Genomic DNA, 17,377 nt, shown 5'->3' with positions numbered 1-17,377 from the left:
TCGTAGCCGTCGGGGCTGGTGGAGGGGGAGTTGGGCAAGGGAGGGTTCCTTGGGGACGCCGGGGTCGGCGGGCGGTGTGAGGGTCAGCGGGTACGGCGGGGCGCAGGCCGGGGCGGCGGGGGCGGGGGAGTGCCGGTACGGCGGGCGGCGAGGCGTTCGACGCGGTCGGGGAGCGCGGAGGCGACGCTCACGGCTGTGGCCTGCTGCCAGTGGAGGTTGATGCCTTGCCGGCTGAGGCCGCGGGTCTGCTCGTGGGTGCGCCGCAGCGGTTCGCGATCGGCGAGCGCCTGTGTGAAGGCCGTCACGATGCCGGCGGGGGTGCGGCTGTCGAAGCGCGCCTGCCACAGCACGTGGTCCTCGTCGAATGCGGCGGTGATGAACCAGCCGTTCGAGCCGGAGTAGGTGATCCGCTCGCCCTTGACGATGCCGTCCGGGGAGCGGAACTCGCCCGACGGTGCCGTCTCCCATCCCTGCCGTCGCAGCGGCCGGATGGGATCTGCGGCGGCCCGCTCGTTGTGAGCGGGATCGGTGAGGGTGTCGGTGACCGCGGCGATCAGCTCGACGGGGGTTCGGCCGCCGAAGGACGCGGACCAGCTGTTGGAAGGGCTGCCGCCGTTGTGGCTGATCCGCCACCACTGGTCGCTGGGAGCCGGTTCGAGCCGCAGGAGCGTCTTCTGGTCCGGGCTGGAGAGGATGACCCGGGGCAGCAGCGGCTCGTGTCCGTGGGCCAGCCGAGAGGCGTGCCCGTACAGCTCCGCCTGGCGCGTCGGGTCCAGGAAGGGGTTGATGCCGCTCATGCCGCGCCCTCCTGTCGAGGGCGCGGGAGACTCAGCGGTGCTCGGCGGCGACCCTTCGCAGCCAGCGGCGCGTCTGCCGTCGGCTGGACAGCAGCACCACCTCGGCACGACCTGAGGCGAATTGCTCGATCTTGGCCATGACCCGCGGGCGCATCCTGCGACGGTACGTCGCCACGTACTTGACCACGCCCCAGTGGATGCGGTTGTGCACCCCGTTGCCCTTGTGCCCGGCCCCGTGCCGGATCTGCCGGGAGAAGATCCCGTACAGAGCGGCCACGGTCGAGACGTCCATCATGACCACGGTGTCGCAGGCTTCGAGTCGGGTCTGCAGGGTCGAGTTGTAGTTCCCGTCGATCACCCACCTCGGCTGCGCGACCAGCTCCCGCTGCAGGTCGGCGAACTTCTCCATGGGCAGCTCGTTCCACTCGTCGTCGTAGAACGCGGCGTCCAGGTGCGTCACCGGGGCGTCGAGAATCCTGCCCAGCTCCCGCGCCAGGTACGACTTGCCGCTGCCTCCGCAGCCGACGATGGCGACCTTCTTCATGATGCTCCAGCGTAGAGGTGCTCGGATGCCGGGTCGGACCGGACACCTGGGCACGTTCGGATGATCCAGACGCGGTGGCGTGGCTGCTTAGCTGCATCAGGCCGCTCCGCGTTCGATCGCGAGGGGGCCGAGGGCCGTGTCCAGGACGGCTTCCAGCACGTCGACCTGTCGGCTCAGCCGGAACAGGTCCAGGCGGTCCAGACAGGCCGCGATCAAGTCCGCGTGCCGCTGGGTGCCGGCGATCTGCTGGAGATGGGTCAGCCGCTCGATCACCTTGCTGCCGGAGCTGACGATCAGCTCCTCGGGCACGAAGTGGTCGGCATGCACGATGTCGGCAGGGACGAGCGGGAGGCAGCCGGCGAGCACGGCCTCGAAGATCCGCTGCGTCATCTGCCCGACGGCGGCGTAGGTCTCGGGCAGCATGAGGATGGTCGCCAGCGACCTGCCGTAGATGCCACGGACCGCCTCGAAGGGGAGCCTGCCGAGGAACCGGACGTGCGGCCAGCGGCCGGTCTTGGTCCACTTGCCTCCGACCAGGTGGTCGAAGCACGCCGCGGCCGGTGCGAAGAAGCGGTCGAAGTGCTCGTCGCGGGCGTACTGGTTGCCGACGTACCCGAGGACGAGGTCACGAGGCCTCTTGGCGAGCGCGACCGGATCGGCCTCGGCGAGCGGACGGTCGTCGACGGGGAAGAGCAGGCGCTTCGCCCCGGGCGTCGGTTCGAGGGCGGCCTCGCAGATGGTGACATGGGGGACGCGCCGCCACACGCTTTCGCCCCGGAGCTTGCGGTCCTTGTCCCAGATCACCGTTGGCGTCTTCCTGCGCACGGTGTATCGGGTGACCAGTTCGGCCTGGCGATGCAGGTCGCACGTATGGCCTTCGGCGCCGCACGGTGTGGTGTTGCGTCCGTCGATCGCCCAGCGCCACTCCAGGAACAGGGCGTCGATGTCCGGGCTGCCGCTGTGGAAGGTATAGGCATCGCCCAGGTCGTCGCCGGCCTCGATCAGGTCGCGGTTGGCTTGGAGGAACACGATCTCGTGGCCGCGGTCGAGGAGGGCGTCGATCAAGGGGCGGCGGTGGCTGCGGCCCCCGTCCGGTGTGTCGGTGATCCCGTTGCCGAGGAAGCCCCAGAAGCTGTATCCGATCCTCACTTGGTGATCCACCGCCCTTCCAGCAGCAGGGCGTCCAACCCCGAGTTGGCCAGGCACTCGAGCGCCATCTCCGGTGTCCCGCAGATCGGCTTGCCCTTGACGTTGAGCGAGGTGTTGATCAGCACCGGAACCCCCGTGCGCTTGGCGAAGGCGCTGAGGACCTCGTGCATGAACGGGTTCTGCGAGCGAGTGACGGTCTGGAGACGGGAGGTGCCGTTGGCGTGCACGATGGCCGGCACCAATTCCCGCGCCTTGTCGGTCACGCCGGAGGCCATCGACATGTACGGAGCCTCCTGGCCGAGGGTGAAGAACTCCGAAGCGCGCTCGGCGAGCACCATCGGGGCGAAGGGACGGAACGGCTCCCGGAACTTCACGGAGTCGTTCAGCCGCTTGATGACGCCCGGCTCCCGAGGAGAGGCGAGGATCGAGCGGTTGCCGAGGGCACGGGGGCCGGCCTCGACGCGGCCCTGGAAGAGCCCGACGATCAGACCATTGGCGAGCCGCTCCGCGAGGAACTCGACGGCCTCGGCACCCAGCGCCTTCTCATGAAGGCCTGGCCACGGCGCGAGGTCGAGAGACGTGCCCTGGAAGGAAGGGCCGAGGTAGCAGGCCCTGGTGACGCCGGACACGGGCTGTGGGGCGCGGCTGTCGTGATGTACGGCGATGGCGGCGCCGATCGCGGTGCCGGCATCGCCAGGGGCGGGCGGCACGAAGACCTCGTCGAACACGCCGGCCTCGATGATGCGGCCGATGCTCACGCAGTTCGTGGCGACGCCGCCTCCGACGCACAGACGTCGGGAGCCGGTGACGGTCCGCGCTCGGCGAGCGAGATGCAGCATCACCTGCTCCGTGCGCTCCTGGAGGGCTGCGGCCAGGTCCCGGTGCACGTCGCTCAGCGGCTCGCTCGGGTGGCGTTCGGGGCACGTCTCGTCGATGAACAGGCGAGTCGTCCTCGGATAGCCCGAAGTCAGCACCCGCGGGGGAAAGTAGAGCGGGTCGACGACGAAGCCCGTGGGGGTGATGCGGACAGCGCGGGCGAAGAGTTTCCGGAATCGCCCGGGGTCACCGAGCGCGGCGAGCGCCATCACGGTGCCCTCCTCGTCACCACGACGCCATCCGAGGTGCTCGGTCACCGCGCCGTACACGTACCCGAGAGAAGCGGGATCGTGGATCGCCTCCAAGGTACGAGTACGGGGACGGAGCGCGTCGTGCCCCTGGGCGATGGTCGTTGTCTGCCTCTCGCCGAGGCTGTCGACGACGAGGACAGCCGACTCACTCCACCCCGAGGCGGCGAAGGCCGCCAGCTGATGGGCCCTGTGATGCAGGACGGGGGAGACGCCTGCGGCGGGGAACCGCCGGCCGATGTCGCGGACACGGAGCTGGGTGCGCATCGATACCTTGGCGAAGCCACGGGCTCTCGGCACCGCCCGGTCACGTGTGGTCGGTGACAGCGCCAGACGCAGTGCGGCCGGGGATTCGAGCAGGTAGCGGGCGGGCTGAAAGTTGTAGGCCACGGCGTCGACGTCGGTGGCGGCCAGCCCGGCCTCGCCGAGCAGCCACTCGACGGCGTGGCGCGGGTAGTCCTTGGTGTGCTTCCTCTGAGACAGCCGCTCCTCCTCGACGAAGCCGACGAGCTGCCCGTCGACGAGGAGCGCGGCGGCGGAGTCATGCGTGTACGAGCACAGACCGAGGATGACCGAGGGCGTCCGGTCCATGGCCGCTGTCACTGTGCACCAGCTGAGGCATGCACAGATGAGCTCGTGGAGCGACGGTTCAGCTCGTCGTACCAGGCGACCATGGCCTGGCCGATGGGCCCGTCGATCTTGCCGGCCAGGGCCGTCGCGTGCTCCCGTCGGCCGCCCTTCCAGAGCTGGTAGCTGCGCAGGGTCTCGGACATGCCGTCCCAGCTGGCGTGCCCGGTCAAGTCCCCCGTCTTGACCTGATGGAGGAGGGCGTCGAATCCCTCCCACGGGGTGGTGAGGTCCGGCATGTCGACACTCGCGACGATCGAGTTCAACTCATCCGCCTGGACGAGGTGGTTCTCGTAGATGTGCAGGGAGCCGACGTGGTGGTGGAAGTCGCCCAGCTCGGCGCCGATCCAGCCGGCCACCAGCTCGTGCAGGACCGTGTAGAAGAACAGGTCGTACGGCATGCCGATCCACACGTCCTGGCCGCGCATCGTCGTCGACATGTGCAGGCGACCGTGACGCAGGTAGAAGCGGAAGCCGAGTGTGCAGGGCACGTCCTTGTGGCCGGCGGCGTCCCGGGCCGGGTCGTAGAGCTGGATCAGCGCTCGGCGGGAGTCCGGGTCCTTCTTGAGGATCTCCACGACGCGGGCCAGCTGGTCCACCGTGCCCGCCCAGTTCCGCATCCGCGGGCCGTAGGCGCCGCGCAGTACTCCGTCGTCGGCGTACTGCCGGAGCTTCGCGTTGTAGTCGAAGATCCAGGGCTCGTCCGAGCCGGAGAGGATCCAGACGGTCTCGGCCACCGCGAACGCGGGGTTCAGGATCCTGCTCGGTGGCGCGTGCAGCAGGCGGGCCCGCGGACGGGTGAGCCGCATGTGGACGTCGAGGACCTCACGAGTCGCCATGCCGCGCGGGCTGACGCTCTCGCCGGACTTGGCCAGGGTGACGGCACCGACGAAGAGCTCGGCGATGCTGCCGGCGGTCAGGGAAGTCATCGGGCGGAGACTCCTTCGTTTCGGAGGTGTTCGAGCGGGTTGCCAGACGCGCGGCTGACGATGAGTTGCGCGACCAGGGCGGCGCTGTCGCCGCTCCAGCGGCACACCGCGTCCGTCGAGGCGGGTTCGGCAGCCGTGTGTGCCTTGGGGAGTGTGGAGAGCGCGTCGGCGACGTCCGCGGGGGTGGTGCAGCGTCGCGCGAGGCCATGAGCAGCAAGCCCGAGCGTGCGTTCTTCGGCGGTGCCGAACTCCAGGACCGGCACGCCCAAGAGGGCGGCCTCGATGCCACAGGTCGAATAGGCGCTCGCCACGACGTCGGCGCCGGCGAGACAACCCCGTGCCCCTACCTGCGGATCGGCGACTGCAACGAGCGGCCTTCCGTCCCGCTGCATGAGCGAGGCGAAGACCTCCGGGCTCTGCGCCGGGTGCGGGGCGATGACCAGGCCCCATTCGCCCTGGGCCTTCCACATCCCGTCCAGGAGGAGGTCGGCGTGGGCCTTGAGCCGGTCGGGACCGAAGGGCTGGCAGGCCCAGACCATGATCCGGTCGGGGCTCCGCCCGGATCCGGGGCCCAGCAGCTTCTCGAGGTACTGCCTCTGGTCGTCCCGCCCGAGGCCGGCGAGGACGTCGAAGCGGGGCTGCCCCAGCACGTGGACCTCGGCGTCCGGGTGCCGCGCCCACGACTTGGCGAGCGGGGCGTCTCGATCGCCCATGACGATGATGTCCCGGCTGTGCAGCGCGGGCCACGCAACTGACTCCGCAGTCCAGGCCCCGTGCTGCACATGGACCGTGTTCACAGCGTGGAGATCTGCCAGGTGGACGGCGAGGGCGCCGACGGGGCTGGTGTCGTTGCTGACGAGCAGCGTGTGCGGGCGAGACGCGTCCAGGACACCGCTCAGCCACGTCTCCAGACGGACCATCGAGCGCCAGGACGGCTGGGTGCATCCTCCGCTCGTCTCCAACAAGACGGCCAGGAGACGAACCAGACGCGAGAGCCGGACGACGTGTTCCTCCACCTGGACGACGTGCTCGTCGTCCCACACTTGCAGGCGCTCCATGGCTCCGGACAGAGCGAAGAGGCCAGCGGGAGGCGTAATGAGCCTGATGCCCTCGGCGGCTGGAGTGTCGCAGCGTTGCGCCGGGTCCGTGGCGAGGTCGACGAGGAGACTCGTCCGACCACCACCTGCCAGGTCTTCGAGCACCGGCAGCAGAGTGGCCGCATGGCGGGACGACCACGAGAGTGCGACAACGCCGGTGCGCGGCAGCGCCGACGGAGGAGGGCTCGGCACCCGGGCGTCGACGCGCACCGGTGTCAGGCTGCTCAACTGCGCCGTACGGAAGGGGTTGTACAACGCGGTTGTCCCGAGCAGATACGCGATGCCGGACCACGTGACGGTGTAGGCGCGGTACTCCCGGGAACTGCTCTCGCGAAGCCCGACGAGTCCCTCGTGCGGGGCGATCTTCAGCGGGCCGGGCGCCCTCCTGAACGGCTGCCAGGCGCTGAGGGCCATCAGCTTGCGTACGACTTGAGCCACCAGGCGGCGAACCGGTACGTGCTGCACATACAGCCACCCAGCCCCGCCCGGCGTCGTCTTGAGATAGGCCCCGTACCACTGGAGCGCGTCCATGACATGCTCGACGAGCTCTTCGTGCTCCTGTGCGTCCAAAGGCAGAGCTTCGAGCTCGCTGGTCGTGATCCGGGTGGATGCCAGAGTCGCGAGCGCGCCCTCACCGACCAGTGCCCACGCGGGCTGCCCGCCGATGTCGGCTCGCGCCAGACCCTGGACGTCTCGAGGGGGCCTGGTCACAACAGGCTCCCTTCGAGGAAGGGGCCGGGGGCGAGGAGCCTCAGCAGGTCCTTCGGGGACTCGGCGACCACGGGGGAGGGAGAACCCGGGCAGCCGTATCCCCAGCCGGCGTGGACGTACGGGACTCCGGCGCGGCGCGCGGCTTCCTGGTCGACCGCCATGTCGCCCACGTACACGGCGTCGGCGGGATCGACACCCAGGTCGGCCAGGGCGAGGAGGACCGGGTCGGGCGCGGGCTTGCCACGTCCACCACCGTTCGGCGTGCGCACCGTGGAGAACGGGCAGCCGAGGTTCGTCAGGAGCGGGGCGGCCCGCTCCAAGGGCTTGGACGTGACGACGCCGAGGCGCCAGCCGAAGGCGACGAAGACGTGCAGGATCTCCACGGTGCCGTCGAACTCGCGAGCGAGGTGGGACGCGGCGATCGCCGCCTCGTCGTACGTACGGTGAAACCGCTCGGACTCGGTGAATCCGAGCCGCTTCATGATGTCGGCGAACGGTCGGCCGAGGTGGCGCTCGTACTCTTCGAACGGTACGTCGAGACCGTGCTCGTTCAGGACTTGCTGCCATGCGCGCTCCATGACCGGACGGGTGTCGAGGAGTACGCCGTCGAGGTCGAGGAGCAGCGCCTTCGGAGGTAAAGGCGAGGGCGGGAGCAGGGTGGACATGAGGTATCTCCGGTGAAGGGGTTCAGGGGGTGAGGGAGGTCCCGGGGCGTTTCACGAAGGCGATCACCCGCTTGCCGCTTCCGTCCTGCTTGGGACATGCGGTCCAGGCATCGGCCACGGCGGACACCAGGAGCAGGCCACGTCCACCAGTCGCGTAGGGCGAGGCGATCCGCGGGACGGGCGGCTCCGGGGAGTTGTCCTCCACCTCGATCCCCACGACGCCGGCCTGGAGGGCGAGCGTCAGAGTGATCTCGTCCCGGTGCCGGCGATGCTTGGATTCCTCAACGCCGTCGTGGTGCGCGAGATGACAGCCGTGGCGCTCGGCGTTCGTCGCGAGCTCGCTGACGATGAGCACGACGTCGTCCAGCAGGTCCTCCGCACCCCAGGCGGTCAGAACGTCGCGGGTGAAGCGGCGTGCTGTACCCGGGGCCGTCTCGTCGGCGGCGAACGTCAGGCTCTTCTGGTGCTGCGGGGCGTCAAGGATGCTGCCCAGACCGTCGATGCGGCGGCTGTCCAGCAGGAGGAGTTCCCGGTCGAGGTTCACGACGTGGTGCTCCCCGGGGCCGGAGTCGAGGCCGCTTCGTCTGCTACCGGCGGCCGGCCCCCTCGTACGAGCAGAATCTCCGTGCCGGCTTCATGCAGCCGCTGCCGACGGTCAGCCGCTATGGCCCTGGGGCCCAAGTGGGACGGGGCGGGGAAGACGACGCCGTACGGGCGAGTGGCCGCGACGGCGTCGAGCATGCCCATGAAAGCGCCCGACGTCGCCGCGCACCGCTCCATATACACACCGCCCAGCGTCAGTTCGTGGCGGCGGCAATAGTCGGTGATGGTTTTGGAGAGAGCCTGCTGCCGGCTCGCGGACGCCCCGACGAGCCGCAGAAATCCGAAGACGATAGGGCCCGTGACGTTCCGCTGTTCCGTAAGGGGCTCCATGGTCATGACCACCCATCGGATCGGGGAAGAGGGACACTTCGAGCCTGGTCGCCGCCTTGCGATCGGGGAATCCACGTCTGTCCCACTTCTGTCCCACAACCGCCCCCGGCGCGGTCGCCGCGTGCTTCGATGGCATCGGAAAGGAGTGGCACGTGGCGACCGTTCACGAATGGACCGGCCTTGAGGCGCTTGCCCTGCGCAAGGCCCTTCGGCTGAGCGTGCGCCGCTACTCCGAGCACCTGGGCATCGCGGTCAACACCATCAGCAACTGGGAGAAGTACCGGGACAAGCGGCGGCCCAACACCGAGAGCCAGGCCATCCTCGACACCGCGCTGGCCCGGTCCGATGCCGCGACCCATCTGAGATTCGAGACGGAGCTCGCGAAGCTCTCCCCAGGAGCAGGGGAAGGGGACGCTGGCGAAACGGCGCGCGTCACCATCCCCCGGCCTCGGGCCTGGGAGTACGAATCCTGGACGGACGACCTCGAACGCGCGGTCGTCGCACTGTCCCACCAGAACTTCGCGTTCGCCGACGACCTTCTACGGCGGTGGTCGTCGAGCTACCGGCCCTCGGAGCTGGACGAGCGAGGCACCTACCTCCTCGCTCGCTCCGTCGCCCTTCAAGGCGATCTCAAGCGGGACCAAGGGGCAGTCATAGGCCCGCTCTCCGCCCAACGGTGTTACGCCAATGCCCGCTCGCTCTATACCGAGTTGGCGATTCCGCGACGTGTGGCGCAGCTCGACCTCTCCCTGGCGGTCGTCACCGAGATGTCCGGTGCGCTGGACACTGCGGCTCGGCGGTACGAGGACCTTGCGATCGACGAGCGGCTATCCCCGCGAGACCGCGCCCGTGCACGCCTGTGGGTGGGCACCGCCCTTAGCAAGGACGGCAACCACGACTACGCGGTCCAGGTGATGGAGGAAGCCATTCGCGAGTTCGAGGGCCTGGCCGAGCAGGACGACTGGTCCGTCGCGCAGCAGAAGCTCGCCCTGGCCCACCGCGGAACCGGCAATCTCGACGCGGCCCTGCGCCTCATCGACGTGGCTCGCAGTACAGGCATCACCGATGCGCCCATGCAGCGGGTACGGCTGGACACCGCGTACGGGCACATCCTCCTGTCCGACCGAGCGACCCTGGATGATGGGTTACGCGTCCTTGACGACGCTGCCAAGCGGGCGGCCCAATACGGGCTGACCCACCAGCTCCGCAGCATCACGGACATCCGGAGGACGGCCGATGGGCCAGCCAGCCCTTCACCACGTTGACCAGGGAGACGAGCGAGTGACCGACAACCAGCCGGCCATCAACGATGAGCAGATCCGCAATGCCAAGCTGGTCTGGGACTACCACCAAATGGGTCACGACCTGCGCCCCGTCGACGTCGCTATCGGCCTCGGCAGCCACGATCTCGGCGTCGCAGCCTTCTCGGCGGAGCTGTATCGTGCCGGGCTGTTCCCCACCCTGGTGTTCACCGGCGGCAACAGCCCCACCACCGCGAAGGTCTTCCCCCGCGGCGAGGCCGTCCACTTCCGCGAGCACGCTCTCACTCTCGGCGTGCCTAACAGCGCGATCCTGGTGGAGCCGAACGCCGGCAACACGGGTCAGAACATCGAGCTGTCCCGAGAGCTCCTCGCCTCCGCCGGCCTCACCCCGAGGTCGGTGCTCCTCGTCTCCAAGCCGTACATGGAGCGGCGCTCCTTCGCCACCGCCCGCAAGCTGTGGCCCGAGGTCGAAGTGCTGTGCGCCTCTGAACCGATGGAGTTCGACGACTACCTGAAGAGCATCGGCGACGAGAAGCTCGTCATCGACATGCTCGTCGGTGACCTCCAGCGCATCATCGAGTATCCGAAGCAGGGCTTCGCGATCGAGCAGGACGTCCCGGAGAACGTGCATGCCGCATACGAAGACCTCATCCGCGCCGGTTTCACCAGCAGGCTCATCGGCGCGTGAAGCAGCTCCGGGGGATGGGTGGCGATCCACCAGCCCAACCTCTTCCCCCGGCTGAGCACCCTCGCGAAGCTCTTTGCGGCGGACTGCTGGATTGTCCTCGACGACGTCCAGTTCGCCCGCCGCGACTTCCAGCACCGCGCCCGCCTTGGGGACATGTCCAGTCCGTCCCGGCTCCATTGGCTCTCGATTCCCACCCACCTGCCCGACGGCCGGTCCACCCTCATCAAGGACGCGGTGGTGGTCGACCCGCAGCTGGCTCGTCGACGCACGACCCACATGCTGACGCAGCACTACTCGCGGAGTCCCGATTGGCCGATACTCCGAGACGGGGTGGACTCTGTACTTCAATGTTTTGACACCGCGAGGATGGCCGCAGTCGCCGAGGAGTCCACGAAGGTCTTGCTCCGGCTGCTGGGGTGGAGGGGGCAAATCCTGCGCAGTAGTCGCCTGCCGGCTCGGGCGGAGCGCTCACAACGGCTCGCAGACCTCACCGCTGTTGCCGGTGCGCGCGGCTACCTGTGTGGAACCGGTGGGATGAGCTACTTGGTCACGGCGCCGTTCGAAGCCCTTGGACTGAGCGTTGTGCCTTTCGTACCCCCTAAAAACGGCTTCTGGAGGGACGCGCGCGAAGCTAGCTCCGTGGGACCCCTCATGACTGCAGGGATCGCAGCAGTGGCCGGCGAACTACGAGCCATCGCGTCCTGCCATCGGTCGCCTGTGGGCTCGGCGTGAGACGTGCTGCTTCTGGCCTGTGCTCTTGATGTTCGCCGGGAGGTGGAGGGCGCCGAAGATCGGGTGTGACGTCGCCTTCTGAAGGCTGCCATTGCCGACCTGGCTCCGTTGGCTGATGCAGGACGCCACGGTTCCTTCCTGCCTGTGGAGTTGTGCTGCCAGGGGTCCTTGAGGTGGCGACCCCTCTCTGTGCTGAAGCGTGCCGCGTTAGGGCGGCGAAGCAAGTGGCTCGAGCTTGGGGACCAGCCCTGGGGACCAGTGTGCGGGGCACGTATTTTTGGAGAGGAACCGGCAGGTCGGGGCTCGGCTGTCCTTCCGGCGCCGATATCACGGGGCCGTGATCAAGGAATTCCGGCCGGTGCTGAGCTGACGCCAGGGAGGGTTCCTGGGGCCGCGAATTGGCATCGGATCCGTCTGGTGTCGGCGGGTGTTCCAGCGCCGCGACTCTCGCCGACAGGCAAGTGCACTTGTGCACCGGTTGACTGGGGGGTTGGAGATTCCTCGTCTGGCGGCGTGTGTCACTGCCCGGCTCTAAGCTCGCGAGGCATGAGAAGGGGGAGTTCGTGCGCGACCGCATGCTGACAGCCGATGTACCGCTCGGGCCGTTCGAGGGCACCAAGATCACCGTCTATTCGGCGAAGGGCAAGAACGCCAGATTGCATGTCCGGAGGGAATGCGGCCAGCTCCGTACGACCAACGTGACGACGACCGAGGTCCCGTTGAGCGCGGACGTGGTGGACAGGTTCTGCTCGGGTTGCGCGGACTGGGGCCCGAGAGTCCGGCCGACATCCGGGCTGGGCATCTTCATGGAAGCGCTCGGCGGAGCGGGACTGCTTCACCAGCTGCAGGCCTACAGAGAGCCGGACGAGGACGTGTACTGGACCCAGGACGAGGTGCAGGCCGCAGCCGAGCTACTGCGCTCGAGGCGGGATGCTGCGGACGAGGATGACGAGGACGACGACGGGCGGTGGGAAGCGCGTAGGGAGGCCGAGGAGCTGCAGGAGCGGGTCTTGTCCCGCTGGCGTCGTGCCGCGGGGAGCCTGCACCGAGCGCAGGCCGTCATCGGCCACTTCCCTTGGCTGACGGATTGGGCGCGGCCGAAGCTGTTGGCGAAGGAGGGCTACTTTGAGAGTCTCCGGGCGCAGGCGGCCTTCTTCGTGGAGCCGGCCGGTCTCGTCGTAGCCGCTGCGGCAGCGGAACTGGGAACGCCCTCGCTGCCCGCCGACAATCCAGCCTTCGCGGTGCTCGGCAACCGCCGTCAGATTTCCACCGGTCTGAGCCGGCTATGGCGCAGGTGGCAGTACGCGGCCGAAGGCGGCTGGGAGGGACCGGCCTCCCGGGCGTTCAGGCGCTATGACCTGGTGGAGGGCATCAGGTCCAACAAGAAGGGGCACGCGGAAGCTCTGGAAGGAGTCGGCCGCCTCATCCAGTCGTGGGAGGACGAGGCCCGCGCCGCGGCCGCGGCGACGGATTCGACGCCGACGGTGTGGGTCACGGCACGCTTGCCGGAGGACACAGAGGAACCTTCGCGCGGGGATACACGTGATGTCCTGGACGGCCTGGATCGGTGGACCCTCGGGGTGGTGGTGACCTGGACCGTGACCGCCGACTGGAGCCGACGTACCTTGACGCTCAAGGTCCCCACCCTCGTCGCCGACAGACTGCTCGCATCCTCGAGCGTCCTCTCCTGCGAGCGCGGGGCCGAAGCCGCGCCGGCGGAGGCCGTCTCCGAGGCGCATCCCGGCTCGGTGCGGCCCGGGGTCTTCGACGACACCGCTGTTTTCGACCGTCAGCCCGTTACCCTTGCTCACTTGCGGGCGCTGCGTAGCTACTCGTACGCCGCCGACCAGCTCTACATCGTCTTTTCGACGAGCGGAGGAGCGGAAGTCCTGCCCCTCCAGGCCATCGAGAAGCGCGTCGAGCAGGGCTGGCTGGGCGTCATCGTCGCCGGCGCGTCGGATCTTCCCGAAAACCTGCTCAGTCCGTGGATCAAGGAAGTCGCCCCTACGCCGGATGCCGACGAGGGCCCTCACCTGGGCCACGACAGCGCAGGGCAGGATGACAGCTTCGGAGCAGACCTGGGTCTTGCGGCCGGGGCTCAGGCGGCTGTCCGGTGGGCGCACGGGGAGCGTGCGAAGGAGCACAATCTGCGGCTGCTCGTCATGGCACGGGGCGTTCCCGATTTGCGGAGCCTCGACGCCGGCCGCTCCGGCGTGCTGTCGGTCGCAGTCTGGGAGGGCTTGCTCACGCCCGGTCCCTTGGACCTGACGCCGTTCCGAGCGCCCAGCACGGACCGCTGGCGCCGCGGCAGCGGCCTACCTCTGGGAGTTTTGGGACCGGTGCAGATCTACGCCACGAACGCGGACCCGCATTCGAAGGCAAGGGACATTCACCCTTCTGCCGGCACACACGGGACCGAGGTCTCGCGCAGAGCGACGACCTCCTCACTGTCTCCGACCTGCTGGCCCGTGACGACTGGGACTGGTGCAGCAAGTGCGGCGGCTACTCTGCGCGCCGGCTGACCGACACCCAGCTCTCTTACTACCGCGCTGCCCACAAACTCCACGACATCGCCGGCCAACTCGACGACGAGCGCACCTAGCGCGCTCCTGTCGAACCGGAAGCCCTGCTCAAGCAGCTCGAGGAGCTCGCGGACTGGGAGCCCGGCGGCCACGAGAACGTCAACTGGGATGGACGGTGGCGTTGGCGTGAGGTCGTCAGCGGCCTTCGCCGCCGGGCCGACAGGAAGCGGCTCCACGCCGCTCCCTGACTCGCCGCGCCCGCCCAGCCGTCCGAGACGGCTGGGCGGGCCGAGGGCCAGGTGGCCTACTTGGGGACCAGTTGGGGACCAGCGCCCATGTTGACGGGCGCACAGTACGTACGGATGTGCACGCTGTGTGCCCCCAGATTGGGGTATATGTCATGACTTTTTCTCCGACCCCTCGATCTGGGGGTCAAGGGGTCGCAGGTTCAAATCCTGTCGTCCCGACTCGAAAGAGTCGCAGATCAGGGGCCGTTTCAGAGCAATCTGAAACGGCCCCTGACCGTTTTCACCTGGATCACCCGTAGGTGACCGTCACCCGCTCGAAGCCCAGCGCCAGGAGCAGGCCCTGGAGCATGGCGGTCGTGTTGCGCTCCGCCCGGGAGACGAGGTCCGACTCGCGAGCCGCGTCGCCGATGTGCCGGGCGGCGAGGACGTTGACGGCGTGCTCGTTCGCCGGGTTGTCGGAGAACAGGTCGCCGAGCCGGTCCAGCAGACCGCGTTGCTTGGAGACCGCGTACGACCGCTCGGGGGCGAGCGAGGCGGAGGAGAGCCGGGCGTGCGGCAGCCGCAGGGTGGCGGTGGTCCGTTTCGCGTCGACGGTCACCGCGTCCTTCCCCAGCCCGCCGAACTCCACGTAGGCGCTGACATCGCCGGTCGCCACGTACAGCGTCCGGGTGCCGCGGATGGCGTCGGGCAGGAAGCGGGCGTCCTGCTCCAGGTCGACCACGACCTGGTAGGTCCCGGCCGCCCCCTCGTGACGGTTCATGTCCTGGACGGACTTGAGGACCGCGGGGCCGGAGCGGTCCTTGGCCTCGGTGCCGAACACGTCCAGCCCCGGCAGCCGCAGCACCTGCCCCACCAGCATCAGTACGACGGCGAGCGCGAGCAGGACGACCGCGGCGACCGGCAGGCGACGCCGGGGCGATCCCTCCGGCCGCTTCCAGCGGTACGAACGTCTGGCGGTGTCATCTTCCATGGGGTCCTCGTGCCCGGCAGGCCGCGCGTCACTCCCAAGTCGCCGTGCGATGCGGTGGGTTGGGGGATCTGAGCAGTCGTGGGGCGGCTGTGCCGGGGACGTGCGACGGGCGCTCGGGCGGGTCCGCGAGCGGCCGGACCGACGGGCCGGCGGGATACGGGCCTACATGATGGCGACGGATGCGGGTACGCGGAGCCCGTCGGCAGGGCCGACCGCAGACACCCGACCGGGAAGGGGGCCCCATGAAGGGCTGGACCGCAGGGAGACCGGTGCGAAGACCGGACGTCGACACGGTGCGCGGGAGCGCCCGGGACACGGCACGCGCGGCCCGGGGCGGGCACGCGCCCGGTGAGCGCGGCCTCGCCGGGCCCACCGCGCGTCGCGGGGCCCGCACCGGCCCCGGCAAGGCGGTCCGGGCCCTGGTCGCGCTGGTCGCCATGGTCGGCATGGTCGCGTTCGCCGTGGTGCTGGCGAAACTCACGCTCGGGGAGTCGGCCGCCTCCGTCTCACTCGTCCATGACAATCTCACACCGGGCCGGTCCATCGAGGCGTACCTGCGGCAGCCGGAATTCGTCGAGACCGTCAAGCAGCTCGGCGGCAACGTGCTCCTGGGGGTGCCCTTCGGCGTGCTCCTTCCGCTGCTGTCCCCCCGTACCCGGGGCTTCCTGCGGGTGGCACTGGCCACCGTCTGCACCATGCTGCTCGTCGAGCTGGTGCAAGGGGCGCTCATCACCGGACGCGCCTTCGACATCGACGACGTGCTGCTCAACACCACGGGCGCGCTCCTCGCCTACGTCCTCGTCGGCCGCAGGCTCGGCCGGGCGGTCCACCCGCGAAGGCGCCGACGGTGGTGGCGACGCCCGGTCCGGGGCGTCGCCCCGGACACCTCCGCCCGCCCCTGATCACCCGGTGGGCGGACCATGTCGTGGGGCCGCTCGCCCGGGTCGGCGAACCACGGTCGCCGACCCGGGCGGAGCCGGAGGGGACGGTGGTGCGGGCTCCGTCAGAAGGAGGTCCAGACGAAGGACACCTGGTCGCCGTTCTCGATCTCGAACTGGCAGCCGCCGACCGGGGTCGGGACGCCGTTCACCTCGATGCTCCAGTAGGCCGAGCCGCCGCCGTTGACCTTCTTGATGGTGTCCACCGAGAAGTCGTCGAAGGACGCGTACCAGGTGCCGTCCCAGGTGAAGCCGTTGCGCTTGGCCGCGTGGTCGAGGGCCGCGGTCGGGGTGGGGACCTTGGAGGTGTGGGCCGCGCCGTTGGTGCCGTCGCACTTGTGGGTGCCGCCGGTGGCCGTGGTGACGTCGTGGCCCCAGGTGAAGATCTTCTTCTGGAAGAGCAGGCCGTCGGGGCCCTGCACGGTGACGGTGACTCTCACCGGCGCGTTGGTGAAGCCGGTGGCGTCGGCCTGCGCGGTGACCGGGGCCGTGACGAGCAGGGCGCCGAGCGCGGCGGTGGTGACGGTGGCGCGGCGGAGCAGGGTGCGGGACATGCGGGTCCTTCCGATGGGTGGTGGGTGAGGGTGGTACGTGGTGCCGGTGGTGCGGTTCAGCCGTCGCGGCGGGTGAAGCGGACCGGGGCCTGGAAACGGGCCTTGCGGGCGGCGCGACGGAAGACGGTGAGGACGGCGGGTCCGGCCAGCAGGATGGCGACGAGGTTGGTGACGGCCCGGCCGGTGTCCCAGCCGAGCGAGGTCGCCAGGTCGAAGGCGAGATAGCGCTGGAACTGCTCGGTGAACGGCAGCCCCGGCAGATAGGCGATCGAGCTGTTCGGGTCCAGCGAGAACGGCCAGAACGACAGGTTCAGGAGAAAGCCGAAGAGATAGCCGGACACCGAGCCGTAGCCCGCGAGCAGCAGCACCTCGCGGCGGCCGGTGGCCCTCGGCAGGAAGCCCGCGAGCATCCCGACGAACGCGCAGCCGAACATCTGGTACGGCATCCAGGGGCCGACCCCGCCGGTGATCAGGGCCGACGCGAACAGCGACGTACAGCCCAGGGTGAAGCCGAAGCCCGGCCCGTACACCCGCCCGGCGAGCACGAGCAGGAAGAACACCGACTCGATCCCGGCGGTGCCCGCGCCCAGCGGGCGGATCGCCGCGTTCACCGCGGAGAGCACCCCGAGCATGGCCAGGGCCTTGGAGTTGATGCCGCCCTCGGAGATCTCCGAGACGACCACACAGAGGACGATCGCGAGCAGCACGCCGAAGATCAGCGGCGGCGCGTAGTTCGACCCGAAGGTGCCCGGCGCGACGACGAACGGCCAGAAGAAGGCGACCAGACCGAGGAACGCCGCCATCGCGATCACCACGGCCGCGCGCGGCCCGATCCGGATCGCGGCGGCCCGCTCGGGCAGCAGACGGGAGGCCATGGACGCCGTCCC

At 69.3% G+C, this 17,377-nt stretch carries 16 protein-coding genes; 5 read left to right on the top strand and 11 right to left on the bottom strand.

The window, feature by feature from the left end; all coding sequences use genetic code 11:
- Positions 1 to 83: 83 nt before the first annotated feature.
- The 8 genes from ACIPXM_RS31210 to ACIPXM_RS31175 form a co-directional block, all read right to left on the bottom strand.
- Complete coding sequence (locus ACIPXM_RS31210; RefSeq protein ID WP_401662458.1) at positions 84 to 797, bottom strand: DUF317 domain-containing protein; 714 nt, start codon at positions 795 to 797, stop codon at positions 84 to 86.
- Positions 798 to 828: 31 nt separating this feature from the next.
- Entirely contained in the window at positions 829 to 1,341 is a 513-nt protein-coding gene (locus tag ACIPXM_RS31205) for a topology modulation protein (RefSeq protein ID WP_401662456.1), read from the bottom strand.
- A gap of 96 nt (positions 1,342 to 1,437) precedes the next feature.
- Positions 1,438 to 2,490, bottom strand: a complete 1,053-nt coding sequence (locus tag ACIPXM_RS31200) for a hypothetical protein (protein ID WP_401662454.1) — start codon at positions 2,488 to 2,490, stop codon at positions 1,438 to 1,440.
- Positions 2,487 to 4,205 (bottom strand): carbamoyltransferase, encoded by a 1,719-nt coding sequence (locus ACIPXM_RS31195; RefSeq protein WP_401662452.1) that lies wholly within the window; start codon positions 4,203 to 4,205, stop codon positions 2,487 to 2,489. The genes ACIPXM_RS31200 and ACIPXM_RS31195 overlap by 4 nt, the downstream gene beginning before the upstream one ends.
- Positions 4,206 to 4,213: 8 nt before the next feature.
- Entirely contained in the window at positions 4,214 to 5,170 is a 957-nt protein-coding gene (locus ACIPXM_RS31190) for a thymidylate synthase (RefSeq protein WP_401662450.1), read from the bottom strand.
- Positions 5,167 to 6,978 carry a hypothetical protein gene (locus ACIPXM_RS31185; RefSeq protein WP_401662448.1) on the bottom strand — a complete coding sequence of 604 codons (1,812 nt, stop codon included), beginning with the start codon at positions 6,976 to 6,978 and terminating at the stop codon, positions 5,167 to 5,169. Before ACIPXM_RS31185 ends, ACIPXM_RS31190 begins: the two co-directional genes overlap by 4 nt.
- Complete coding sequence (locus ACIPXM_RS31180) at positions 6,975 to 7,643, bottom strand: HAD family hydrolase (RefSeq protein ID WP_401662446.1); 669 nt, start codon at positions 7,641 to 7,643, stop codon at positions 6,975 to 6,977. The genes ACIPXM_RS31185 and ACIPXM_RS31180 overlap by 4 nt, the downstream gene beginning before the upstream one ends.
- Positions 7,644 to 7,665: 22 nt before the next feature.
- Entirely contained in the window at positions 7,666 to 8,187 is a 522-nt protein-coding gene (locus ACIPXM_RS31175) for an ATP-binding protein (RefSeq protein WP_401662444.1), read from the bottom strand.
- Positions 8,188 to 8,728: 541 nt separating this feature from the next.
- On the opposite strand from ACIPXM_RS31175, the gene ACIPXM_RS31170 reads away from it, so the two are divergent.
- The 4 genes from ACIPXM_RS31170 (at position 8,729) to ACIPXM_RS31155 (ending at position 13,780) form a co-directional block, all read left to right on the top strand.
- A complete protein-coding gene (locus ACIPXM_RS31170; protein ID WP_363291635.1) occupies positions 8,729 to 9,841 on the top strand; it encodes a hypothetical protein in 1,113 nt (370 codons plus the stop codon).
- Positions 9,842 to 9,857: 16 nt separating this feature from the next.
- Positions 9,858 to 10,526 (top strand): YdcF family protein, encoded by a 669-nt coding sequence (locus ACIPXM_RS31165; protein WP_401662442.1) that lies wholly within the window; start codon positions 9,858 to 9,860, stop codon positions 10,524 to 10,526.
- An 18-nt stretch (positions 10,527 to 10,544) separates the two neighbouring features.
- A complete protein-coding gene (locus ACIPXM_RS31160; RefSeq protein WP_401662440.1) occupies positions 10,545 to 11,258 on the top strand; it encodes a WbqC family protein in 714 nt (237 codons plus the stop codon).
- Between the two features lie 563 nt (positions 11,259 to 11,821).
- Entirely contained in the window at positions 11,822 to 13,780 is a 1,959-nt protein-coding gene (locus ACIPXM_RS31155; protein WP_401662438.1) for a hypothetical protein, read from the top strand.
- Positions 13,781 to 14,317: 537 nt separating this feature from the next.
- On the opposite strand, the gene ACIPXM_RS31150 is transcribed toward ACIPXM_RS31155, so the two are convergent.
- Positions 14,318 to 14,998, bottom strand: a complete 681-nt coding sequence (locus tag ACIPXM_RS31150) for a DUF4230 domain-containing protein (RefSeq protein WP_401662436.1) — start codon at positions 14,996 to 14,998, stop codon at positions 14,318 to 14,320.
- 269 nt (positions 14,999 to 15,267) lie between these two features.
- On the opposite strand from ACIPXM_RS31150, the gene ACIPXM_RS31145 reads away from it, so the two are divergent.
- Positions 15,268 to 15,900 carry a VanZ family protein gene (locus ACIPXM_RS31145; RefSeq protein ID WP_401662434.1) on the top strand — a complete coding sequence of 211 codons (633 nt, stop codon included), beginning with the start codon at positions 15,268 to 15,270 and terminating at the stop codon, positions 15,898 to 15,900.
- 101 nt (positions 15,901 to 16,001) lie between these two features.
- Here ACIPXM_RS31145 and ACIPXM_RS31140 read toward each other — a convergent pair whose 3' ends face one another.
- Both ACIPXM_RS31140 and ACIPXM_RS31135 read right to left on the bottom strand, forming a co-directional pair.
- Positions 16,002 to 16,490 (bottom strand): DUF4430 domain-containing protein, encoded by a 489-nt coding sequence (locus ACIPXM_RS31140; protein WP_401662432.1) that lies wholly within the window; start codon positions 16,488 to 16,490, stop codon positions 16,002 to 16,004.
- 56 nt (positions 16,491 to 16,546) lie between these two features.
- The gene (locus tag ACIPXM_RS31135) at positions 16,547 to 17,365 is read right to left on the bottom strand and encodes an ECF transporter S component (RefSeq protein WP_401662554.1); all 819 of its coding nucleotides are present in this window, start codon (positions 17,363 to 17,365) and stop codon (positions 16,547 to 16,549) included.
- Positions 17,366 to 17,377: the final 12 nt, after the last annotated feature.

The sequence above is a fragment of the Streptomyces sp. NPDC090025 genome (assembly GCF_044748125.1).
Lineage (GTDB): Bacteria > Actinomycetota > Actinomycetes > Streptomycetales > Streptomycetaceae > Streptomyces.
Note: the sequence above shows the minus strand (reverse complement) of the source record. Positions and strands in the feature narration are given on the sequence as shown.